Genomic DNA, 20,904 nt, shown 5'->3' with positions numbered 1-20,904 from the left:
GGCCGACACCGCAGACACCCCCGGCGCGCGCACACGCACACGCACACACGCACACGCACTTCCGTGTGACAGGCATCTCAAGGGCGGTCGGCCACCCCCCGCCACCTGGACGCATACAAAACATGCATCAGACATGCAGAAAAGCGGCTTGCGAGCAGGTTTCCGGCTGGATGTAATCCCTCCGCATGCAGGTTGCGTGCAAGCAATGGCGCACGCAAGTCACAAGGCGGGGAAATGTACGAGAGTTACCTGACGGAAAAGCTTGACGATCTGAAACGCGACGGCCAGTACCGTACGTTCGTAGAAATCAACCGTCACGCGAGCGCCTACCCGAAGGCCACCCGCCGCACCGCCGACGGGGGCGCGCAGCAGGTGACCGTATGGTGCAGCAACGACTACCTGGGGATGTCGCAGCACCCCAAGGTGGTCGACGCCATGCATCGCGCGATCGACGCGTACGGGGCCGGATCCGGCGGGTCGCGGAACATCGGCGGAACGCACGCCCACTACTCCGCCCTGGAATCGTCGCTCGCCGAGTGGCACGGCAAAGAATCCGCCCTGGTATTCCCCACGGGCTACAGCTCGAACGATGCGACACTGCGGTGTCTGCTCCGCCTGCTGCCCGACCCCATCGTGATATCGGACGAACTGAACCACGCTTCGATCATCAACGGCATTTGCAGCACAAAGGCGGACCGCACGATATTCCGCCATAACGACACGACCCATCTCGAAGAGATACTGTCCGCTCAGCCCCTGGACCGTCCGAAGATCGTCGTCTTCGAGTCCGTCTACTCGATGGACGGGGACGTCGCCCCCATCGAAGAGATCGTCAAGATCGCGCACGAGTACCGCGCGCTCACCTATCTCGACGAGGTACACGCGATCGGCATGTACGGGCCACGAGGTGCGGGGATGGCCGCGCAGCTGAACGTCGACCATCTCGTGGACATCATCCAGGGCACGATGGCCAAGGGGATCGGCGTCATCGGCGGCTACATCACCGGCTCGACCACTCTGGTCGACGCGGTGCGCAGCTTCGCCTCGGGGTTCATCTTCACCACCTCGCTGCCGCCCGCCGTCGTGGCGGCCTGCCGCGCCAGCGTGGACCATCTGAAGACCTCGGCCGCCGAACGAGAAGCGCTGCAACGCAAGACCGCCCACCTGCGAGCCGCCCTGGCGGAGGCCGGGATCGAGGTGATGCCGCAGAGCACGACGCACGTCCTGCCCGTCCTGATCGGGAACTCCGAGCTGTGCAAGCGGTCGGCCGCACGTCTCCTCGACGTACACGGCGTCTACCTCCAGCCGATCAACTCGCCGACGGTTCCGGTCGGCACCGAGCGCTTCCGCTCAACGTCACGCCGAACCACTCCGACGAGGACATAGCCCACTCGTTTCGCGCACGACCGACAGCGGCCCGCCGTGCCCTTCGCCGGGGTCGAGGAGTCCGTACGGCTCCAGCGCCTGCTCAACGAGATCGAACAGACAGCCCGGTCGACCGAACCGGCCCGCTACTTCCCCGACGGTCGGCAGGTCACCACCGAAACGGACTTGGAACGCCTCGGATGAGCGCCACACAGAAACCACCCGCCGCCACGTCCCCGGCCGCCGCTCCCCCGGCCGCCGCTCCGCAACCTCCCGGCACTCACGGCAAGTTCATCCCGCTGCTGGCGCTGGGCACGTTCGCGCTGGGGGTGGACGCGTACGTGATGGCCGGGCTGCTCCCGCATGTGTCGAAGGACCTGCACATCTCGGCCTCGTCGGCCGGGCAGATGGTCACCGTCTTCACGCTCTGCTACGCGCTGGGCGGCCCGGTCTTCGCCACCCTGCTCGCCAAACGGTCGGCGAAGGCGGTGCTCGCGGTGGCGCTGTCGGTCTTCACCGTCGGCAACGCGCTGACCGCCCTCGCCCCCACCCTGGCGGTCCTGCTGATCGCCCGCGCGGTGGCGGGCGTCGGCGCGGGCGTGTACTCACCCGTGGCCGCCGCCACGGCCGCTAGCCTCACCACCCCGGAACGGCGCGGCCGCGCGCTCGCCACCATCATGGGCGGACTGAGCATCGGGACGGTGATCGGCGTCCCGGTCGGCATGCTCCTCGCGTCGCACATGGGGTGGCGCGGCACGCTGTGGCTGATCACCGCGCTGGGCGCGGTCGCGCTGGTCGGCATCGTACGGCTGCCGAGGATCGAGGTGAGCCCGCCGCCTCCGCTGGGGCAGCGGGTACGCGCGCTCGCCAACGGCCGGGTGGCCGGGATCGTCTCGGTCTCGCTCCTCGGCGGCATCGCCAGCCTGGGGCTTTACACCTACCTCGCCGAGTTCCTCGCCGACGCCGCCCACACCGACCAGACCGTCTGGGCCATGTGGGCCTGGGGCGCGGGAGGCATCGTCGGCAGCCTCCTCATCGGTCCCGTCGTGGACCGGACCCGCCGCCCCTTCGCCGCGGTCACCTGCGTCCTGGTGCTCATCGTGGCGAGCCAGTTCGTGCTGCCCGCCGCCGCGCACGCCGCCGCGGCCTGGGCCGTCGCGCCGCTGGTGATCTGGGGCGCGGCCGGATGGGCCGTACAGGTGCCGCAGCAGCACCAGCTCATCGCCGCCCAGCCCGAACAGGCCACGGTCGCCGTCTCGCTGAACAGTTCCGCCGTCTATCTCGGCAGCGGCATCGGGTCCGCGCTCGGCGGCGTCGTACTGGGTCTCGGCGCGACCCCGGCCGCGCTGCCGTACTACACGGGCGCGCTCACCGTGCTCGCCCTCGTCCTGCATCTGACCGTGGTGCGCGGCGCCGTACGACGGGGACAGCGGGCCGCCGCCGGACCCTCCTGATCTAGGTCACACCACCCTGATCAGGGCAAACAGCCGCAACTGGCTAGCATTGCCCCCATGGATATCGGTCTGCGTCATCTGCGATGTTTCCTCACCCTGGCGGAGGAACAGCACTTCACCTGGGCCGCCGACCGCCTCGGCGTCTCGCAGCCCACACTCAGTCGGCACATCCAGCGCCTGGAGGGAACGCTCGGCCGTACCCTGATCGACCGCAGCACCCGTCACCCGCGCCTCACCGCGGAAGGACGCCGCCTACAGGCCGATCTCCAGCTCCTGCTGCCCCAGCTGGAGACGGCACTCCGGCCCACCGAGCCGCAGCTCTCGCTGCGGCTCGGCTACGCCTGGGGCTTCCCGCTCCAGCGCGGCCGTCAGGCGCAGGCCACGCTGGAGCGGCGGCACCTCGTCCTGGTGCAGACCGTACGCCGGGACGACCGCACCGCCGGGCTGCGCGAGGGCGCCGTCGACGCGGCCCTGCTCTGGGGAACCGTCCGCGATCCGCGCCTGGTCACCACCGAAGTCCTGCGGGAGCCGCATATCGCGGCGGTCGCCCGGAGCTCAACGCTGGCGGTGCGCGAGCGCGTCACCTGGCGTGAGCTCGGGCGCCGCTGTCTCATCGTCAACACCGTCAGCGGCACGCTCACCCCGCAGGACTGGCCGCCCGACGCCGCCCCCGAGATCGGCGCGGAGACCTCCAACATCGAGGAGTACCTGCACGCCGTCGCCGGTCGGCGCGGCGTCGGCGTGCTCCCCGCGTCCGTAGCCGCCCAGCACCCGGACCCGGACATCCTCTACCTGCCGCTCACCGGCGCCCCGCCCGCCGTCCTCACCTACGCCTATCCCCGCACCAACCCGCACCCCTACGCCGCGACCTTCGGCAGCGCCCTACGGCAAGGCCGACCCACCGACCGCCCAGTCGACCGCCAAGTCGACCGCCAAGTCGACCGCCCAACCGTCACACAGGGTCCGAGCCGGAAGATCACTGCGGGAAGATAGGCGGGGGTCCGCCCAGCATCCAGCGGGACGGCGGGACGGCGGGGCGACAGAACGCCGGGACGCCGGGACGCCCGGAAGAACAGACGCGATCAAGTCAGGGGAGGGGCGGCGTGACAGGCGGGACGGCTCGACTGCGAGTACCGGTGGGCGAGGACGCGGAGCGGTGGGTCACCCGCGTGGGGTGCCGCCGCGTCCTGTTCATCGTGCACAACGTGACGTCCGCGACCCGCCTGCTGGACGTGCTTCCGCTGTTTCACAGCGACGTTCGCGTGCAGATGTTCGCCACCTGCACGGGCTCGTCTCCGTTCCTCGCCGGGGTGCCCGAGTTGCTGGCTCAGGCAGGGCTGCCCGTCCTCCCCTGGGAACAGGCCAAGGACACGGCGTTCGACCTGGCGGTGTCCGCGAGCTACGGCGGAGAACTAGGGTCTATACGCGGCAAATTGGCCGTAATATCCCATGGAGTTGGATATAATAAGAAGCTAGCCACACCGAACACCGAACACCGAACACCGAACACCGAACACCGAACACCGAACACCAGACACCGGACACCGGACACCAGACACCAGACACCAGACACCAGACACCGGTATTCGGTCTCGCGCCGGACTGGCTCCTGGAGGACGGGCGTCCACTCGCGACCGCCACGGTGCTCTCCCACCCCGAACAGCTGAAGAGGCTGCGCGCGGCCTGCCCCGAAGCGGCGCCCACCGCGGTACTCGCCGGGGACCCCTGCTATGACCGCGTCCTCGCCGCCCTCCCCCAACGCGACCGTTTCCGCCGCGCCTTGGGGGTGGGACCCGGCCAGCGGCTGATCGTCGCCAGCTCGACCTGGGCGCCGCGCTCCCTCTTCGGCGGCGGATCGGACGATCTGCTGCCCTGGCTGCTGTCCCACCTGGCGACGGATCTGCCGACCGATGAGTACCGGACGGCCGCCGTTCTTCATCCGAACATCTGGTACGGCCACGGCCCCGGCCAGGTCCGTGCCTGGCTGGACACCGCGCGGCGAGCGGGCGTCGAGGCGATCCCGCCGCTCGACGGGTGGCGACAGGCCCTGATCGCCGCCGACTGCGTACTCGGGGACCACTCCAGCGTCACCTACTACGCGGCGTCCATCGGCATCCCCGTACTCCTCGGAGCGTTCCCCCTGGAAGACCTCGACCCGCACTCCCCGGTAGCCGCCCTCGGCCGTACGGCGCCCCGCCTCCTCCCCCGCGGGAACCTCCGCGCGCAGATCGACCGGGCCATCGCCTCGCACGACCCCGACCGCTACAAGGAACTGGCGGAGCAGACCAGTTCGTCACCCGGAGAGTCGGCCGCCCTGCTGCGCCGCCTCTTCTACGGCCTCATGGGCCTGCCCGAGCCCGAAGGGCACCCGGCGCTGCTCGACCCGCTGCCGCTGCCGCCGTACCTCCCCGCCCGCGTCACCGCGCCGGTCCGCGTCCTCGTACGGCGGATCAGCTCGGACCCGCCGGAAGTCGCCCTCGTACGCTACGCCGTCGTGGGCGACGAACCCGACCCGGCGGAAGACCCCGCGGCGCAGGCCGACTCCGCGCACACGGTGGCCGACGAGGACACACGGGAGACCGGGCGACTGCGCGTCGCCGACATCGTCGTACAGCGTGCGGCCGGGGACGACCCGCGGCTCGGCCCGCCGGCGGCCTGGGCGCCGGAGGCGCTCGACCGTTATCCGTACTGCGGGCTGGTCGCCTTCGTCGACGGCCCGGACCGCTGTGTCGTGGGCACCCGCGCGGGAGACCTCGTACGGCTGTCCGCCGCCAGGGGACGCGACGGGCGGCCCGACCTGTGCGATCCCGCCGTCTACGCGTCCGCGCTCTACGCCTGGATCGCGAGCGGCAGGCCCTTGGCGCTGGCCGCCCCCGAGATCACCGTGCGCACGGGCGCGACGGCGCACCGCGTCGCCGTAGAACCGCTCTCTCCCCGCACGCCGTAAGTCGGCCGCGCACACCGTGAGGACCGCGCCGCCGCGGGACGGCCGCGGGGCCGTAAGTCGGCCCGCGCAACCGCAAGTCGGCCCGCGCAGGCCGTGGGTCGGCCGCTCACTCCTCCAGCTCGGCCAGCCGCGCCCGCACCCGTTCGAGACCGGCCGGGTCCTCGTTCCGCTCGAAGCACGTGACAGCGGCGCGCAGATCTTCCGCTTCCTGCGGCGGGCGGCCAGCACGGCGATGACACTCGGCCCTCGCCACGAGGGCGTCGGCGAGCTGAAGCCCCGCGCCCGCCTCGGTCATGGCCTTGACGGCCTCGTCCAGGCACACCCGCGCGAGGTCCGCGTCTCCCGATTCCAGGTGGGCGTCACCCAGACTCATATAGACCCGGCCTTCGTTGTAGGGGTCGCCGCCCGGCAGGTCCCGGAACTCCGCGAGAGCCTCGTTCAGCCGGGCGACGGCCGCGGGGAAGCGCCGCCGCCTGGTCTGGGCGCGGCCGCTGTGGTGCTTCAGCAGGGCGACAGCGCGGGGCTTGTCGTCCCAGCCGTCCTCACCGGGACCGATACGGTCCAGGATCCGCCACGCCTCCTCGAAACACCGCTGGGCCGCCTCGAAGTCCCACTGTCTGAGGCGGAGCAGCCCCAGCGCCTCGACGGCGGTCGCCTCCCCGCGATGGTGGCCGCAGGCCCGGTCCGCGGCCCTGGCCTCCCCGAGGGCTTCCTCGGCGTCGCCCGCCTGCCCGAGTCCCAGATAGCCGAAGGCGAGTTGCGTCCACATGCGGCCCACGGCACGCGGATCGCCGAACTCCTCCGCGTCGCGCCGCGCGGCCTCGACACCGTACAGATGCGTGTCGACCCACTGCGCGTGGAAACCGAGCAGCAGGTGCAGCCCCCACAGGGCCTCGCACAGCTGCCATACGAGGTCGTGGAAGCCGTGGTGCGCGGCGGCCTTGATGACGGCCGCGAGGTTCTCCCGCTCACCGCGCAGTTCCGTCAGCGCGCGTTTGCCGTCCGCCCGGTCGCGGTGTTCCGGAAGGACGAGCCGCCGGTAGGCGGGGCCGAGCCGCCACCGCAGCGGCATGACCCGGAAGTCCGCGCCCGCCGCGAAGCGCAGATGCGCGACCGCCACCCGGCGGACCGCCGCGGCCATGCGGCCGTGACCGTCCTCAGCGTCCGCGAGCCCGCGGGCGTGCGCTCGGGTCAGGTCGTGGAACCGGTAGCGCTCCTCCCCGACCTCCTCCAGCAGATGCACGCGGGCCAGCTGCTCAAGGAGCGCCCGTGCTTCGGCCTCTCCGACGTCGGCGGCGTGCGCGGCGCACATGACGCTCACCGTAGGCCACGCCCACACCGCGATCGCGCGGTACAAGGCGGCGCACTCGGGCGTCAGTTCGCCGTAGGAGACATCGTGGACGAGCCGGACGGGATCCGCTGGAGTCCCCGAGCCGTCGGAGTTCCCCTCTCGCACGGCGGCGCCTCCCTGATCGTGGCCATGGATCCGGTCGGACAGCTGTCGTGCGACACGCTCCCAGGTCAGGTGCTCCCGGTAGGCCATGCTGGCGCCCGTGGCGCACACCGCAAGAGGAATCCCGCCCGTGCCCTCCGCCACGGCACGGACCGTCGCGTCCGACGCCGGAGGGCGGCCGCGTCCGACGACGCGCCTGAGCAGGCTGGCGGAGTCCTCGTCCGACAGCGGCCGCAGGGACAACGGCCGAGCCCCGTGCTCGCCCACGAGGCGCTCCAGCCGATGCCGGCTGGTCACCAGGACGAGACAACCCGGCGCGGCGGGAAGAAGCGGAACGACCTGGGCGTCGTTACGGGCGTTGTCCAGGACGACGATCATGCGCCGGTCGGCCATGCGGTCGCGGTAGAGGTCCCTCTGCCGCGCCTCGTCGCCCGGAATCATGGCGGCCGGAACCCCGAGCCGCTCCAGAAACCGCACGAACACATCGGAAGGCGAAAGTTCCGTACCCGAGGCGCTGTTCAGGTCCACGAACAGGACACCGTCGGGAAACCTCTCCCCCAGTTCATAGGAACACTGGACTGCGGCGGCGGTCTTGCCGATGCCTCCCGGCCCGGTGAGCACGGCGATCGTGGGCGCGCCCGTCGCCCGGCTCTCCTCGTCCAGCAGCGCCGTGATCCACGCGAGCACCTCCGCGCGGTCGGTGAACACCGCACTCGCCGGCGGCAGCATCCGCGGACGAGAGCCGCCGTACGCCGTGGCGGGCAGGGCCCGCGGCGTCAGCCACGAGGCATCACGGATCCAGTCCGTCACCTCACGCGCGAGCTCCGGTGAGCTGCGGGCGATGTCCATCAGCTGTAACGCCGCGGCCGTCCGCTCGGGCTCGGTGACGGGCAGAGCAGGCCGACCCGAACCGCCCCCGCCATCAGCTCCGCCATCAGCCCTGGCGTCAGCTCCGCCATCAGCCCCGCCATCAGCCCCGGCGTCACGGCTCAGCAGGTCGTAAAGCCTCTCGGAGACCCGCCTGCCCGCCTCCCCGCCCGCTCCGGACAGAGCCCCCGAAGCGACCGTACCGACAGCCGAAAGCGCCATGCCCATCAACAGTTCCACCCTGGACCCCCTCCCCCCAACTCACCGTCCCCGCAATGGTATCGACGAGCCCAGAAGGCCGGACCGCATGCGAAGGAAAGCGCCCCGAAGGGGCGGGCCGGGCTTCTGCCGGATGGTCAGAGCAGCTTCAGGGCCAGGGCAGCTTCAGGGCAGCTGAGGCACTCGGAACCGGCGGCGATACTCCGTCGGCGTCGTGTCCAGGCGGCGTCGGAAGGCTCGTACCAGCGTGTCCGTCGTTCCGAACCCGCAGCTGGACGCGATGTGTTCGAGGGTGGCGTCGGAGGACTCAAGCTGGTGGCGGGCCTTCTCCACCCGGACCGCTTCGATATAGGCGTGCGGGGTCGTGCCCAGCTCGGTCTTGAAGAGCCGGGTCAGATGCCGGTCGCTGACGTGGGCGTACGCGGCGAGGTCGACGACCGTGAGCGGCTCGTCGATGTTCCGCAGGATGTGGTGGCGTAGGTCTTCGACGCGTCGCGTCGCGGACACCTGCTCCAGCGGGACGCTGAACTGGCTCTGCCCGCTGGGACGTTTGAGGTACATCACGAGCTGCCGGGCGACGCGCAGGGCGACCGCTTCGCCGAGGTCGTCGGCGATCAGCGCGAGTGACAGATCGAGGCAGGCGCTGATCCCGGCCCCGGTCCACACATCGCCCTCACGGATGAAGATCGGATCGGCGTCGACCTCCACCTCAGGGTGGTCGGCGGCCAGTTGCCGCGCCGTGGACCAGTGGGTGGTGGCGCGCTTGCCGTCGAGGAGCCCGGCGGCGGCGAGCAGATGCGCTCCCACGCACACGGACGCGATCCGGTGCGTCCGCGCGCTGAGGGCCTTCACCCAGTCGACCAGGTCCGGGTCGACCACGGGGTGGATGTGCTGGTCGTCGTCGATCTCCACCGCTCCGGGCACGATGAGCGTGTCGATACTCCGGGAGGCGGCCTCCTGGAAGGTGAGGTCCGGGAGGATGCGGACCCCCGCGCCGGTCGTGACGGGATCCATGGTCCGCGACGCGAGGGCGACCTGATAGCCCGCCGCTTCCTCGGTCTCGCGCAGGGCCAGGGCGAACACCTCCGGCGGCCCGGTGACATCGAGCAGGTCGACGCCTTCGAAGAGCACGATGACGATCAGTCGCTTGGCGGTGTCCGGCACATTTCCCCCTGATCGGCCGCGGGTCACGGGTCATGGGTCATGGGCCACCGCCCATGGTGCATGGTGCACGCGTCATCGCTGCCGCCTGCCCGTGGGCCGTCGACTGCCGCCCCGCGACGTGTCGGTTTCTGCATATTAGACGTCATTGCTGACGTTGAGACTCGGCCATAGCGTTTTCCTCGCAGCTCACCGGACCGTCGGGCTGCGCCCCTCACCCGTGACCTGAAGGTGGTACACCCATGTCCCGAACCACGCTGCGCGAGCTCAACGGCTTCGATCAGGCAACCGCGAAGCTGGCCGACTCGACGCTGATCCTGATCGACTTCCAGAACACCTACACCCAGGGCGTCATGGAACTCGACGGCTGGGAGAAGTCCCTTGAGGCCGCCGCGCAGCTGCTGACTCGGGCGCGCCAGGCGGGGGCGAAGGTCGTCCACGTCATGAACGACGGCGGCGAGGGCACTCCGTACGACATCCGGGCGGAGATCGGCCAGATCCACCCGCGCGTAGCGCCGATCGACGGTGAACCGGTGGTCGTCAAGCAGGCCCCGAACGCGTTTGTGGGCACCGACCTGGACACCCACGTCCCGGAGGGCCAGGACGTCGTCATCGCGGGCTGGATGACGCACATGTGCGTGGCGTTCACGGCGCAGGGCGCGTTCCTCCGCGGCAACCGCCCCACAGTCCCCGCCGACGCCACCGCGACCCGTTCGCTCCCGGTCGCGGGCACCGACATCGAGGCATGCCAGATCCACTACAGCAGCCTCGCCACCATCGCCGACCTGTACGGGGTCGTCGTTCCCTCGCAGAAGGAGATCATCTGATGAAGCCGCTGCGGTCAGCCGCCGCGCTCGGTGTCGCCGCCGTACTCGCCGCCACTGTGACGGCGTGCGGCGGCGACTCCCAGGCCGCCCCGGCCACCGACAAGGACGACAAGAAGGCCTCGCCCACCGCCACCGCCACCGCCACCGCCACCGCCACCGCCACCGCCGAGCGAAACGTCGCGAAGGACACGACGACGCTGCGGCAGCTCAACAAGATGGACGAGACTCCGGCGACGCTGTCCAACGCGACGCTGATCCTCGTCGACTATCAGAACACCTACACCGAGGGTGTGATGGAGCTCGACGGATGGCGCGAGGCGGTGAAGAACACCAAGACCCTGCTGGAGCGCGCCCGGAAGGCGGACACACCGGTCATCCACATCGTCGACAAGGGCTACGACCTCGACTCCGAGGCGGGCCAGATCATCCCCGACCTCGAACCGGCCAAGGGCGAGCCCGTCGTCGTGAAGTCCGTCCCCAACGGCTTCCACCAGACGAATCTCGCCGACGAGGTCAAGAAGACCGGCCGCGAGAACGTCATCATCGCCGGATTCATGACGAACATGTGCACCCTGTTCACCACCCAGGGCGCCTTCCTCAACGGCTACAACCCGACCGTGGTGGGCGACGCCTCCGCGACCCGGCCACTGCCGCTGAACGGCAACCCGAACGGCATTCCCGCCGAGCAGGTGCATCAGTCCGCGCTGGCCACGGTGCAGGATCTGTACGGCGTCGTGGTCCCCAAGCAGAGCGACCTCAAGTAGGCAGGTAGGACGGTAGATCGACGGTCGCGCCCCCGGACGTCTGCCCCGTCAGAAAGTAGTCGCGCCCTCATAGGCCTGCACCCGCACAGGCCCGCAGGCAGGTGACGCGGCGGCGCCCCGGCCGACCTAGACCTGGCGGTCGGCGTCGGCCACGCACAACACAAGACCCCAGGTCACGAGCTACATAACCTGGGGTCCCAGTAGAGCCGCCTTCGGGATTCGAACCCGAGACCTACGCATTACGAGTTTACCGATCTTGCTCCCTGAACGTCCGCGCACGTCCGCTGCACGCCCTCTGAACAGGCTGATCAGCACCGCTGGACTGAGGTGGACGAGAGCGGACGTTCAGGGAGCGAGCAGCATTCGAGACCACAACTGAGACCGCCTGTGGGGCCCACCATGTTCGCTCTCCCAGGACGTCCTTCCAGCGATGGCGCACCCAGCCGCCCAGGAGAGAAGCTCGCAGCCCGCGCGTACGCCCGGACGCTCGTTTCGGCCACCGTGCGAAGCTGGAGAGGTCGGAGCACCATCCGGGCCAGCGAAGGAGGGCGCGCGTGCCGCAGGCCAGTCCGCGGGGTACGTACATGCAGATCTCGGAGTCACTGCGCCAGAAGATCGCCAAGGGCAAGATCAGTGAGGCGCTGCCATCCGAGGCAGAGCTGATGGCCGCGTACGGGGTCGGCCGTAGCACGGTCGGGCGTGCGCTCAAGGCTCTGAAAGCTGAGGGGGTCATCGAGTCCGTCCAGGGCGCTGGATGGTTCGTCGCGGGCACTGGTGACCGCCGTCCGCTCGTCGACAAGGTGACGGATCTACTCAGAGGTGAAGGGGTTGAAGTGGGCGACGCCTTCCCCTCTGAGAACGAGCTGTGCAAGAGGTTCAACGTGTCGCGCACCGCGGTGCGCAGCGCCATCGCACAGATGGAAGGACAGGGGCTCATCGAGATGGGCCCGAACCGCCGACGGAGGGTTCGCACCCTCCCTGCCGGGATGGGGGCCCCGTAGTCGTGACCACCTTGGATCTCACCCAACAGGCCTATGGCCTTGCCGATTCTCTACTGTCTGAGCCGCTGCCACGCCGTTGGTCTCACTCTCTCGGGGTCGCCGAACGCGCTCGCTCGCTTCGGCCGATCCTCGGGCAGGACGCTCCGGTGATGGAGGCCGCGGCCGTGCTGCATGACATCGGCTACTCACCCCAGATCGCGACTACCGGGTTCCACCCGCTCGACGGAGCCCGATTCCTGCGCGACCAGGAGGGCGTGGACGAACGGGTCGTCCGGCTGGTGGCGCACCACTCTTGCGCACGGCTTGAGGCCGAGGAGCGGGGGCTCCGCGAGGAGCTGGAAGCCGAGTTCGACTTGGAACAGCCGGTGCTTGTCGACGCGCTGTTGTTCTGTGACATGACGACCACGCCCGACGGGGGGTGCACCACCTCCGAGGCTCGTGTTGCGGAGATCGTGGGGCGCTACGGCCCTGACACGATCGTGGGTCGCTTCATCCAGCGCGCGGCACCCGAGATCCACGCGGCCGTCGGACGGGTCGAAGCCCGGCTGAGCGCTGCGCAAGCCGCCGGTCAGCCGATGTAAGGCGTGGCGCGCGACATGTCGAGTCCGTGTGTGATGCGGAGACGCATGGACTCGTGGATGTTCAGGGCGTCAAGGTCCGCTGGGGAGACCCAGCGGACCTCTTTCGATTCGGAGCTGGTGCGCAGCGTGCCGCTGACCGGCCGGGCCCGGAAGCAGATCGAAAACTGCTGACGCACCTCTCCGTCGTCGTACGCCATGACGTGCTGCGGGTCGGTGTAGAGACCCACGATGTCTTCGACGACCACAGAGATCCCGGTCTCTTCTTCCACCTCCCGTACGACCGTCTGAGCGACGCTCTCGCCGACGTCGTGGCCGCCGCCCGGCAGAGCCCACAAGTCGTTGTCGGTCTTGTGGATGAGCAGAACGCTCCCGCGCTCATCCCGTACGACCGCGGTGACGGAAGGCACGACTGAGTTGGCCTTGGGGGCGTTCGGGTCGCGGAAGTAGTCGATACGGCTCATGGGGTCGCACCTTCGTAGTCGGTGGGTGAGGTGATCCTGCGTGCGGTCTCCCAGACACGTTCCACGCTCTCCGCGTAGGTGTCGAACAGCTCTCCACCTGGGACGCGCTGGAGATGCAGTACCGGAGCCATGTACGCGCCCACTCCGTAGACGTGGCCGTTCGCCAGCAGCTCGTTGTCGACACGGTAAATGGAGTTGTACAGGGTCGTGTTGTGGAGCCTGAACTCCACGCTGGGGAGACGGAAAAGCGGTGCGTAGTTGACCAGGGCGTTCCGGATCTTGCCTGCCATGGCCGCTCCGATGCCTTCGTCTTCGCCTCGGACGGCAACGGCCTGGCTGCTGGGGTCGCCCATGATGAACCGCACGGGGACTCCGTCGGCCGACTTCTCTCGTACGAGTCGGTGAAAGCGCGGGTCCTCGGTCAGCCAGAAACCCGAGTAGACCAGCACGTCAAAGTGGCTGACCGCATTCGAGTACAGCTTCGCCCATGCGTCCTGCGGGACGACGGAACGGTGGGGGTAGAGCTTCAGCACCTCTGAATCGCTGGACGTGGTCACCTCTTCGGAGGTTCGTTCATCGGGCCAGAGGTACGAGACCTCGCGCCGCACGATCGAGGCCATGGCGTACTGATGTCGCCTGTACGGCTTGCGGTTCGGCTCGGAGATCCAGCGATCAACCGTCTTGGGGGACACCCCCAGACGGTCCGCGACCTGCTTCAACTTGAGGCCGGTCGCCACGATCGCCCCCCGAAGTCTCTCGTTCGCCATGCGGCCGCTCCCGGCTAGGACGTCCTGGGACGACTTTGACTCTAGCGAGTCGGGCGCAAGTCGTACATGCACGGAGTTCAACGTCCTTTGCTCCGTTGCCAAGCTGGTCATGTCGCTGATCGAGGCGGCAGGTCCGACATCCAGAACCCCGACGGGTTGACGGGGCGGAACCGACACGGCACGATGAGGGACATGTAATACATGCGCCGCTTCGGCGGTGTGCGCCACCTGTACGACCTGCACCACCGGTTCGGGATTGCCCGGCAGGAAGGCGGCTTCGGCCGTACGCCGCAGGGCCCTGAGCTGGTCGTTCCTTGAGAACTGAATAGGTGGGTCCCGTCTCCCCGAGTCGAAAAGACGGACCGCGCGGACCGCGTCCGTGCATCGACTTCCGCGGCGGCTTGCGTCGCGGCCGGTTGCCTCCGCTGCTCGTGCGGCCCTGTGCCGTACGAGCAGCGCCGAGGGGAGCCGGAAGAGTTCCGGACCCGTTTCTGTGAGGGGGATTCCCATGCTGCTCGCCATTGGTGACGTCGTCCGTATCCGCAGTGACAAGACGCTGGGCACGGTGGCCGGTGTCGCTCAGCACCGCGGCGGCAACGTCATCGACGTCCAGTTGAACGGCAACACGCTCCGTCCGGTCCGCCCCGCCGACGTCGAGGTGGTGGCCCGCGGCTTCAAGACGATGACCGGCGCCCGCGCGGTCGTCACGCTGCTCGTCTTCGTACTCGGTTTCGTCGCCGCGTACGTGAACGCCCGCTACGCGGCCGGTCTCGGCGCGAACTGGTCGTTCCTGTTCTTCGTGGCCTTCGTCTCGTTCACCAGCGTCTCCGGCGGCCTGGCCAGCCTGGTCAACCGCTCGCGCCGGATCCGGGTCTGACGCCCGGCTCCCGCTTGCCGGGCTGGTCGCTCTCTCGCCAAAGACCGCGACCGCACCGGCTCTCCGTCCCTTCGACTTCAGGAGAACTCCCATGCGTGCGTACGTGGGCGGCCATCGGGCCGTCAGTGAACTCGACTTCGTGGAACTGGCCCTGGGCACCCCGCCTGAGCTGTGGCTCGGGGCGGAGGGCGAAAGCGAGACGGAGCGTGCGGCCCGTCTGGACGCGGCCCGCGACATCCTCGCGGACAACCCCGGCTTGCCCGACCGGGTGAGCGCGGTCGCCGCCCAGGCGGTGGAGGCGTTCGCCCCGGAGCTGTTCAACGTCGTGCCGCTGGCACGGTCGGCCCGCCGTCATGCGGCGGGCAAGGGGGTGGCGGCATGAGGGCCCCCGCTCCCGCTTCCGGTTTTCTGGCGGACCACAGGGGCAAGCCCAAGCCCGTCTTCGGGATGCCGCTTCCCGTGGAGCTGGCCCGCCTGGGCCTGGCCTTTCACGAGGCCGGGCACGCGGTTCTGTGCCTGGCCTACGGCAGGCACGTGGCGACCAGTGAGGTCGTCGTGTGGGAAACCGAGGATGGCTGGGCCATGGTGGGCAACACCGCCCACCAGTCGCCGAGCACCCCGCCGTGGCAGTACGCGGCGATGTGCGCGGCCGGGGAGATCGCCCATGTGCAGTACCTGATGGCGTACGGGCTGTGGACGCCTCAGCGTGCTTATGCCTGCACGGCCGACCACGACCGCGAGCAGGCCATCGACATGCTCGCCGAGTCCGGCTACCGGCTCGGGCGTGACCGGGTTCCCGCGGGCGGCAAGTCCTGGGGGATGGTGCGCGGGATGGCCCGTCGCAAGGTCGGCTACCTGTGGCGCGAGATCCGCACCGTGGCGCACGCCATGGATGAGCGCACCGTGTTGACCGGTGACGAGATCGCCGCGCTGACCGGCCTGCCCAACCCTCCGCGCGAGGGGGTGGCGGCATGAGCCTGAAGCGCAGGGGCCGCGCCGCTCTGGTGCTGGCGCTGGTCGTGGTGGTCGCCATGGCGTTTCGGGTGTCGTGGAACGCGTTGCGGGACATCGCGGGCGCGGTCGGCGCGGACGCGACCGCGGCGACGCTGTACCCGTTCGTGGTCGACGGGCTGATGACTCTGGCCCTGGTCGCCGCTCTCGTGCTGTCCGGCCGGGACCGGACGTTCGCGCTGCGGGTGCTGGGCACCTACACCGCGGCCTCCCTGGTCCTCAACTACGTGCACGGCCTGGTGCCGGAGCTGCACGGCCGTACGGTCGACTGGACCCGGCTCGCCGACTGGGACCCCGCCAACTGGGCTCTGGTGCTGCTGGCGACATCGCTGCCGGTCGGGTCGATCTACTTCGGATCGGATCTGGTCGCCAAGGTGCTGCACCACCGGCCCGCCCCGATCACTCCGCCGACTGTGAATGCGGAGGAATCGACCCAGTCTGGAAGTAATCGGTCTACGGCTGAGCGGGAGGAATCGACCCCGGAGTCCGTGCCCGCGAACCCGGTCGCGATGCCGCGTCCGGTGCCGGTCGGGTTCGTGAAGTCGGCTCTCGCGTTCAAGCCCGCGCCCGCGATCGATCCTGCACCGGCCGAGCCCTCCCCGATCGACCAGGGCGACCAAGGCGAGCCGGTCGCACAGCGTGCGGCGGCCGCGGAATCGACCCGCCCGCGCCGGGCGACTGGCCGGGTACCCGAAGTGGCCCGGTCGCCTCGCCCTAAGCGCACCTCCGCCCAGTTGCTCGCTGAGGCGCGTGCGGTGACGGCCGACTGGCCGGTGGAGCGGCTGACGGCGGAGGGCATCCGCCTGGCCGTGCGCACCTCCCCGAAGAACGCCCGCACCCTGCGGGACACGCTGCGCGACGAACGCGCCGCCGCGCCGCCTGCCTCCGCGGCTGAGGCTGAGGGGGTGGCGGCATGAGTGCTTGGGCTGCGTTGCTGCTCGCCGCGGCGCCGCTGGGTGCGGGGTGGGCGGTGCATGTGTGGTGGCTGCACGGCCGCCTGAACACCGCCCGCCGTGACCCGCTGACCGGGCTACGTACCCGTGACGGCTTCACCCGCCGTGCCACGGTCCTGCTCAGGGACCCGCGCGCGGTCGTGGTGCTGGCCGACGTCGACCGCTTCAAGCAGATCAACGACCGGTTCGGGCATGCGGCCGGGGACGCGCTGCTGAAGGCGACCGCGGACCGGCTCGCCCACCACGTCGGCCGCTCCGGGGCCGCCGGACGGCTCGGGGGTGATGAGTTCGCCGCCGTCGTCATCGACGACCACGGCACCGCCGCGGACCTGCTCACCGTGCTGCACGGAGTACTGGCCCGCCCGGTCGAGGGCCAGGACCCCGCCGCGCGCACCACGGTGTCGCTGGGCTGGGTACGGGCTGCGGACTTCCCGGCCGATGACCTGTCGGGGCTGCTTCGGCGGGCGGATGAGGCGATGTACGCGGCCAAGCAGGCCCGCGCCGGGACCCGCCACGCGGGCCTGGGGCGGCTGTTCGCCACCGTCACCGGCCGTCGCGCCGGACGCACCGGCGCCCGCGCCGATGTGCCCGTGGTGGGGGTGGCGGCCTGATGCCCGGCGCGTTCGGCAAGTGCTACGACCCGAGTGGCGCGGTCTGGGGCGTGCCCACCTTCCCGTGGAGGTACGCCCCGGCCGGCTACGCCACCCGCCGCCAGCTCCGCGCCCAGGGCCTGCGCCCCGGCGGTCAGCCGGTCGCGGCCCAGGTGATGCGCCGCTCGCCGCGCCGCAAGGGCGGGGTGTCGGTCGCGTACCTGTACCGGATCGACCGCGCGAAGCCAGTACGGCCGATGACGTCCCGCAAGTGGGGCGCGCTCGCGCTGGCGATGCTCGCCCGCCGCACCTGCCCCGTCTGCCGGATCACCTTCGGCTACTGCCTGCCGACGTCGCTCGGCATGTGCCTGCTCTGCCACGACTCCCAGGAACAGCGCGCCGCCTGAACACTCCCTTCACCGCAAGGAGACCCGAAGTGACCAGCACCGACATGAGCGCCGACGAACGTCGGCAGGAGCGCAACCGCCGCCGCCGTGCCCAGCGCCGCGTTGAGGGACGGCTGCGCATGGCACGTCACGCCGCACACGGACTCGTCACCTACGGCGAGTGGGTCGGCGGCCGTCCGTGCGCCACGGCGAGCGACGTCATCCGCGCGACCCGCGCCATGTACGGCGGCTACCTCAAGGGCGAGGACATCACGCCCGAGGAAGCCTCGGTGGCGCTGCGCGTGACCCTGACGTGCGACTCGTACGAGGAGAGCCAGGCCGAGCTGCGCAAGGCCGCCCGGCGCATCCTCGCCGCCTGAGCGTCCCTTCACCGCAAAGGAGTACGGCCATGACCGACACCATGACGCCCGTCCCCGTGTGCGAGCAGCTCCCCGCGATCCGGGCGCTGGCCGCGCTGGCGGCCGCGTTCCCGGCGCTCCCCAGCGACACCGTCACCGTCGGCACGGTGATCGCCCCGGACCGCATCGCCCAGGGCCTGCGCGTCGACCTGCACGCCGCCTCCGCCGACTTCGAGGCCTGGCGCGAGGCACTCGCCATCGACCCGGCCCAGGTCGAACACAAGGAGCTGTCCCGCTTCCAGACCCTCAGCGCCTACGCGGAGAGCGGCGGTGTCCCTGTCCAGCTCATCGCCTATATGCCGCTGACCACGGCGGTTCTCGCCGCCGCCTGACCACACGCCCCAGTGCGGGGTCCGGCCGCCCACCTCCTACAGCGACGGCCGGACCCCGCTCATCCCTCCCGGAAGAAGGACACCTGAAGTGAAGCATCCCGACGACGACAGCGAACTCTTCGACCGGCTCGAAGCCGAGATGAAAACCGACCCCGCGCCCGGCTCGGGTGGTGAGGTAGTCGACCTGGACAAGGCCCGGTCCGCCCGTACGGGGTCGGCCGACTCGTCCCCCGGCCGGTCGGCCGACGCGGTACCCGGCTCTGACCCGGCCGGGTCGGGCGACCCGGCGGCCCGTGTCACGGTCGACCAGCCGACGCCCAGGGCGGCCGGTCCGGGGTATCTGGGCCGACTGGCCGGGGCGCGGCGCCGGGATGTGATTCCGGTGTGGCTGCGGTCGGCCGCGGAGCTGAAGACCGCGACCGCGTGGGTGGCCCGCCACTACGCGCACGCCGCCGGATATCACGCGTTGCGCGCCCCGGTGTACGCCGCGCGCCTGGCGCTGCGGGCCCCGGCCGGTGCGGCCAAGTTCGTGGGCGGCACCCTGCGGTGGGTGGCCGACGCTGAGGGGGAGCCGGTGCGGCTGGCCGCGGTGCGGCGCGAGGACGCGGCGGAATATCTGAAGCTGTCCCGCCAGCGTGACGGGCGGGTGCGGATGCGGACCCTGGTCACGGTGCTCGCGATGTTCACCGGCCTGGGTGCCGCGCTGGCTGTCTACGTGCTGGCTCCCGGATGGCTTCAGGCTCTGTCGGCGGGCGCGGTGACCCTCGCGCTCGGCTACGGCGGCCGCAAGGCTGACGCCCCGGTCATTCACCGTGCGGTGGAAGTGCCCAGGGCGATGAAACTCACCTCGGACATCGTGCTGCGCGCTCTGGGAGCGCTGGGTATCCCCGCGATCAACCAGGCGCAGTCCAAAGGGCGGGACGGCTTCGAGTTCACCGCCCCGATCACCCGCGACGGGCCGGGCTGGCGCGCGGAGGGGAACCTGCCCTTCGGCGTCACCGTCACGGATGTCATCGCGCGGCGCGACAAGCTCGCGTCGGGTCTGCGCCGCCCGCTGGGCTGTGTGTGGCCCGAGGCGGTCCCCGACGAGCACACCGGCCGCCTGGTCCTGTGGGTGGGGGACCAGGACATGTCGACGTCCCGCAAGCCGAAGTGGCCGCTGGCGGCAAGCGGGAGCGTGGACCTGTTCAAGCCGGTCGCGTACGGCACCGACCAGCGCGGACGCTGGGTCGACGTCACGTTGATGTACATCGCGGGCGTCATCGGCGCGATTCCCCGCATGGGCAAGACGTTCCTGTTGCGTCTGCTCCTGCTGATCGCCGCGCTCGACCCGCGCGCGGAGCTGCACACGTACGACATGAAGGGCACCGGCGACCTCGATCCGGTCGGCAACGCCGTCTCCCACCGCCACGCGGCCGGGGACGATGACGACGCCATCGAGTACATGATCCAGGACTTCCGGGCCCTGCGGGAGGAACTGCGCCGCCGCACCAAGGTGATCCGCTCTCTTCCGCGGGACATCTGCCCCGAGTCCAAAGTCACCAGCGAACTCGCCGACAAGCGGTCGCTCGGACTGCACCCGATCGTGGTCGGGGTAGACGAGTGCCAGGTCCCCTTCGAGCACCCCGAATACGGCAAGGAATTCGAGGAGATCGCCACCGACCTGGTCAAACGGGGCCCGGCCACCGGGATCGTGTTCCTGGCCGCCACCCAGCGCCCGGACGCCAAGTCGCTGCCCACCGGCATCAGCGCGAACGCCTCGCTGCGGATGTGCCTGAAGGTGATGGACCACACGGCCAACGACATGGTGCTCGGCACCGGGGCCAACAAACGCGGGGTACAGGCCACCATGTTCGCCTGGGGCGACAAGGGCATCCACTACCTGATCGGCGAAGGCTCGGATGCCCGCATCGTGTCCTCAGTGTTCGTGGACGCGCCCGGTGCCGAGACCATCGCCGCCCGTGCCCGCACCGCCCGCGAGAAAGCCGGACTGCTGTCCGGCCACGCGCTCGGAGAAGCACCCGAGCCCGCCGCCCCCGCGTACGACCTGCTTACCGACATCCTCTCCGTCGTACCGGCCAAGGAGCCCAAGGTGTGGTCCGAGACGGTCATAGAGCGGCTGGCGGAGCTGCGGCCTGACGTCTACGACGGATGGGAGCCCGAGGCTCTGGCCGCGGCACTGAAGCCGCACGGCGTCTCCACCGTCCAGGTCGGGCGGCGCATCAAGGGCAAGGTCGTCAACCGGCGTGGCGTCGACCGCTCCCACCTCACCACCGCGATCGCGGAGCGTGACGGAAGGCGGGACGCGTCCTGAGGTTCCGGGGCCGCTGGCGCTAGCGGTGCACCCCGCTAACGTTAGCGGCCCCGCTAGCACCCCAAACCTGCTCTGATCAGGATGCTAGCGGATAGCGGCCCACCTGCGCAAACCCCGGAAACCTGCCTGGAAGGGCCTGTGATGACCCCTGCCCT

22 protein-coding genes are annotated in these 20,904 nt (G+C 70.2%); 18 read left to right on the top strand and 4 right to left on the bottom strand.

The features are described from left to right. Positions 1-234 precede the first annotated feature (234 nt). The 5 genes from hemA to ACX6XY_RS17860 all read left to right on the top strand — a co-directional run bounded on the left by hemA (position 235) and on the right by ACX6XY_RS17860 (position 5,766). Positions 235-1,386 carry a 5-aminolevulinate synthase gene (gene hemA / locus ACX6XY_RS17880; protein WP_460331655.1) on the top strand — a complete coding sequence of 384 codons (1,152 nt, stop codon included), beginning with the start codon at positions 235-237 and terminating at the stop codon, positions 1,384-1,386. Between the two features lie 36 nt (positions 1,387-1,422). Continuing rightward, on the top strand, positions 1,423-1,569 hold the full coding sequence (locus ACX6XY_RS17875; protein ID WP_460331653.1) for a hypothetical protein: 147 nt from the start codon (positions 1,423-1,425) through the stop codon (positions 1,567-1,569). Continuing rightward, positions 1,566-2,819, top strand: coding sequence for an MFS transporter (locus tag ACX6XY_RS17870; protein ID WP_460331651.1), 1,254 nt, complete (start codon positions 1,566-1,568; stop codon positions 2,817-2,819). The genes ACX6XY_RS17875 and ACX6XY_RS17870 overlap by 4 nt, the downstream gene beginning before the upstream one ends. Before the next feature lie 57 nt (positions 2,820-2,876). Beyond that, a complete protein-coding gene (locus tag ACX6XY_RS17865) occupies positions 2,877-3,812 on the top strand; it encodes a LysR family transcriptional regulator (RefSeq protein WP_460331649.1) in 936 nt (311 codons plus the stop codon). Positions 3,813-4,461: 649 nt separating this feature from the next. Then, the gene (locus ACX6XY_RS17860; RefSeq protein ID WP_460331647.1) at positions 4,462-5,766 is read left to right on the top strand and encodes a hypothetical protein; all 1,305 of its coding nucleotides are present in this window, start codon (positions 4,462-4,464) and stop codon (positions 5,764-5,766) included. A gap of 106 nt (positions 5,767-5,872) precedes the next feature. On the opposite strand, the gene ACX6XY_RS17855 is transcribed toward ACX6XY_RS17860, so the two are convergent. Both ACX6XY_RS17855 and ACX6XY_RS17850 read right to left on the bottom strand, forming a co-directional pair. Then, positions 5,873-8,068 (bottom strand): NB-ARC domain-containing protein, encoded by a 2,196-nt coding sequence (locus tag ACX6XY_RS17855; RefSeq protein ID WP_460331645.1) that lies wholly within the window; start codon positions 8,066-8,068, stop codon positions 5,873-5,875. Positions 8,069-8,470: 402 nt separating this feature from the next. Further along, a complete protein-coding gene (locus ACX6XY_RS17850; protein WP_460331643.1) occupies positions 8,471-9,469 on the bottom strand; it encodes a GlxA family transcriptional regulator in 999 nt (332 codons plus the stop codon). Positions 9,470-9,708: 239 nt separating this feature from the next. Between ACX6XY_RS17850 and ACX6XY_RS17845 the strand changes: the two genes are divergently transcribed. The 4 genes from ACX6XY_RS17845 (at position 9,709) to ACX6XY_RS17830 (ending at position 12,639) form a co-directional block, all read left to right on the top strand. After that, entirely contained in the window at positions 9,709-10,293 is a 585-nt protein-coding gene (locus ACX6XY_RS17845; RefSeq protein WP_460331641.1) for a cysteine hydrolase family protein, read from the top strand. After that, on the top strand, positions 10,293-11,057 hold the full coding sequence (locus ACX6XY_RS17840) for a cysteine hydrolase family protein (protein WP_460331639.1): 765 nt from the start codon (positions 10,293-10,295) through the stop codon (positions 11,055-11,057). Before ACX6XY_RS17845 ends, ACX6XY_RS17840 begins: the two co-directional genes overlap by 1 nt. A 554-nt stretch (positions 11,058-11,611) precedes the next feature. Then, the gene (locus tag ACX6XY_RS17835) at positions 11,612-12,058 is read left to right on the top strand and encodes a GntR family transcriptional regulator (protein ID WP_460331637.1); all 447 of its coding nucleotides are present in this window, start codon (positions 11,612-11,614) and stop codon (positions 12,056-12,058) included. Between the two features lie 2 nt (positions 12,059-12,060). After that, positions 12,061-12,639: an HD domain-containing protein gene (locus tag ACX6XY_RS17830; RefSeq protein WP_460331635.1), complete on the top strand. Its 579-nt coding sequence runs from the start codon at positions 12,061-12,063 to the stop codon at positions 12,637-12,639. On the opposite strand, the gene ACX6XY_RS17825 is transcribed toward ACX6XY_RS17830, so the two are convergent. Both ACX6XY_RS17825 and ACX6XY_RS17820 read right to left on the bottom strand, forming a co-directional pair. Then, entirely contained in the window at positions 12,627-13,100 is a 474-nt protein-coding gene (locus tag ACX6XY_RS17825; protein ID WP_460331633.1) for an NUDIX domain-containing protein, read from the bottom strand. The two genes, ACX6XY_RS17830 and ACX6XY_RS17825, sit on opposite strands and share 13 nt — an antisense overlap. Next, a complete protein-coding gene (locus ACX6XY_RS17820; RefSeq protein ID WP_460331632.1) occupies positions 13,097-13,867 on the bottom strand; it encodes a helix-turn-helix domain-containing protein in 771 nt (256 codons plus the stop codon). The genes ACX6XY_RS17825 and ACX6XY_RS17820 overlap by 4 nt, the downstream gene beginning before the upstream one ends. 508 nt (positions 13,868-14,375) lie before the next feature. Between ACX6XY_RS17820 and ACX6XY_RS17815 the strand changes: the two genes are divergently transcribed. The 9 genes from ACX6XY_RS17815 to ACX6XY_RS17775 all read left to right on the top strand — a co-directional run bounded on the left by ACX6XY_RS17815 (position 14,376) and on the right by ACX6XY_RS17775 (position 20,749). Further along, positions 14,376-14,744 (top strand): hypothetical protein, encoded by a 369-nt coding sequence (locus tag ACX6XY_RS17815; RefSeq protein WP_460331630.1) that lies wholly within the window; start codon positions 14,376-14,378, stop codon positions 14,742-14,744. Between the two features lie 91 nt (positions 14,745-14,835). Beyond that, positions 14,836-15,126 (top strand): hypothetical protein, encoded by a 291-nt coding sequence (locus ACX6XY_RS17810; RefSeq protein ID WP_460331628.1) that lies wholly within the window; start codon positions 14,836-14,838, stop codon positions 15,124-15,126. After that, positions 15,123-15,719 carry a hypothetical protein gene (locus tag ACX6XY_RS17805; protein WP_460331626.1) on the top strand — a complete coding sequence of 199 codons (597 nt, stop codon included), beginning with the start codon at positions 15,123-15,125 and terminating at the stop codon, positions 15,717-15,719. The genes ACX6XY_RS17810 and ACX6XY_RS17805 overlap by 4 nt, the downstream gene beginning before the upstream one ends. Beyond that, positions 15,716-16,672, top strand: coding sequence for a DUF2637 domain-containing protein (locus tag ACX6XY_RS17800; RefSeq protein WP_460331624.1), 957 nt, complete (start codon positions 15,716-15,718; stop codon positions 16,670-16,672). The genes ACX6XY_RS17805 and ACX6XY_RS17800 overlap by 4 nt, the downstream gene beginning before the upstream one ends. After that, positions 16,669-17,319 (top strand): GGDEF domain-containing protein, encoded by a 651-nt coding sequence (locus tag ACX6XY_RS17795; protein WP_460331622.1) that lies wholly within the window; start codon positions 16,669-16,671, stop codon positions 17,317-17,319. Before ACX6XY_RS17800 ends, ACX6XY_RS17795 begins: the two co-directional genes overlap by 4 nt. Further along, positions 17,319-17,705: an RRQRL motif-containing zinc-binding protein gene (locus tag ACX6XY_RS17790; protein ID WP_460331620.1), complete on the top strand. Its 387-nt coding sequence runs from the start codon at positions 17,319-17,321 to the stop codon at positions 17,703-17,705. The genes ACX6XY_RS17795 and ACX6XY_RS17790 overlap by 1 nt, the downstream gene beginning before the upstream one ends. Before the next feature lie 29 nt (positions 17,706-17,734). Further along, a complete protein-coding gene (locus ACX6XY_RS17785; RefSeq protein WP_460331618.1) occupies positions 17,735-18,064 on the top strand; it encodes a hypothetical protein in 330 nt (109 codons plus the stop codon). A 29-nt stretch (positions 18,065-18,093) separates the two neighbouring features. After that, positions 18,094-18,435: a hypothetical protein gene (locus ACX6XY_RS17780; RefSeq protein WP_460331616.1), complete on the top strand. Its 342-nt coding sequence runs from the start codon at positions 18,094-18,096 to the stop codon at positions 18,433-18,435. Positions 18,436-18,523: 88 nt separating this feature from the next. Further along, positions 18,524-20,749, top strand: a complete 2,226-nt coding sequence (locus tag ACX6XY_RS17775; RefSeq protein ID WP_460331614.1) for a cell division protein FtsK — start codon at positions 18,524-18,526, stop codon at positions 20,747-20,749. Positions 20,750-20,904: the final 155 nt, after the last annotated feature.

Source organism: Streptomyces sp. O3, from assembly GCF_054788135.1.
This window is presented reverse-complemented; position numbering and strand designations above follow the sequence as displayed.

What these genes read in the sequence shown, in the direction of transcription:
- hemA (WP_460331655.1), top strand. Translation starts at nt 235, where the DNA reads ATGTACGAGAGTTACCTGACGGAAAAGCTTGACGATCTGAAACGCGAC.
- ACX6XY_RS17870 (WP_460331651.1), top strand. Translation starts at nt 1,566, where the DNA reads ATGAGCGCCACACAGAAACCACCCGCCGCCACGTCCCCGGCCGCCGCT.
- ACX6XY_RS17865 (WP_460331649.1), top strand. Translation starts at nt 2,877, where the DNA reads ATGGATATCGGTCTGCGTCATCTGCGATGTTTCCTCACCCTGGCGGAG.
- ACX6XY_RS17855 (WP_460331645.1), bottom strand. Translation starts at nt 8,068, where the DNA reads ATGGACATCGCCCGCAGCTCACCGGAGCTCGCGCGTGAGGTGACGGAC.
- ACX6XY_RS17845 (WP_460331641.1), top strand. Translation starts at nt 9,709, where the DNA reads ATGTCCCGAACCACGCTGCGCGAGCTCAACGGCTTCGATCAGGCAACC.
- ACX6XY_RS17840 (WP_460331639.1), top strand. Translation starts at nt 10,293, where the DNA reads ATGAAGCCGCTGCGGTCAGCCGCCGCGCTCGGTGTCGCCGCCGTACTC.
- ACX6XY_RS17825 (WP_460331633.1), bottom strand. Translation starts at nt 13,100, where the DNA reads ATGAGCCGTATCGACTACTTCCGCGACCCGAACGCCCCCAAGGCCAAC.
- ACX6XY_RS17820 (WP_460331632.1), bottom strand. Translation starts at nt 13,867, where the DNA reads ATGGCGAACGAGAGACTTCGGGGGGCGATCGTGGCGACCGGCCTCAAG.
- ACX6XY_RS17815 (WP_460331630.1), top strand. Translation starts at nt 14,376, where the DNA reads ATGCTGCTCGCCATTGGTGACGTCGTCCGTATCCGCAGTGACAAGACG.
- ACX6XY_RS17810 (WP_460331628.1), top strand. Translation starts at nt 14,836, where the DNA reads ATGCGTGCGTACGTGGGCGGCCATCGGGCCGTCAGTGAACTCGACTTC.
- ACX6XY_RS17805 (WP_460331626.1), top strand. Translation starts at nt 15,123, where the DNA reads ATGAGGGCCCCCGCTCCCGCTTCCGGTTTTCTGGCGGACCACAGGGGC.
- ACX6XY_RS17800 (WP_460331624.1), top strand. Translation starts at nt 15,716, where the DNA reads ATGAGCCTGAAGCGCAGGGGCCGCGCCGCTCTGGTGCTGGCGCTGGTC.
- ACX6XY_RS17795 (WP_460331622.1), top strand. Translation starts at nt 16,669, where the DNA reads ATGAGTGCTTGGGCTGCGTTGCTGCTCGCCGCGGCGCCGCTGGGTGCG.
- ACX6XY_RS17790 (WP_460331620.1), top strand. Translation starts at nt 17,319, where the DNA reads ATGCCCGGCGCGTTCGGCAAGTGCTACGACCCGAGTGGCGCGGTCTGG.
- ACX6XY_RS17780 (WP_460331616.1), top strand. Translation starts at nt 18,094, where the DNA reads ATGACCGACACCATGACGCCCGTCCCCGTGTGCGAGCAGCTCCCCGCG.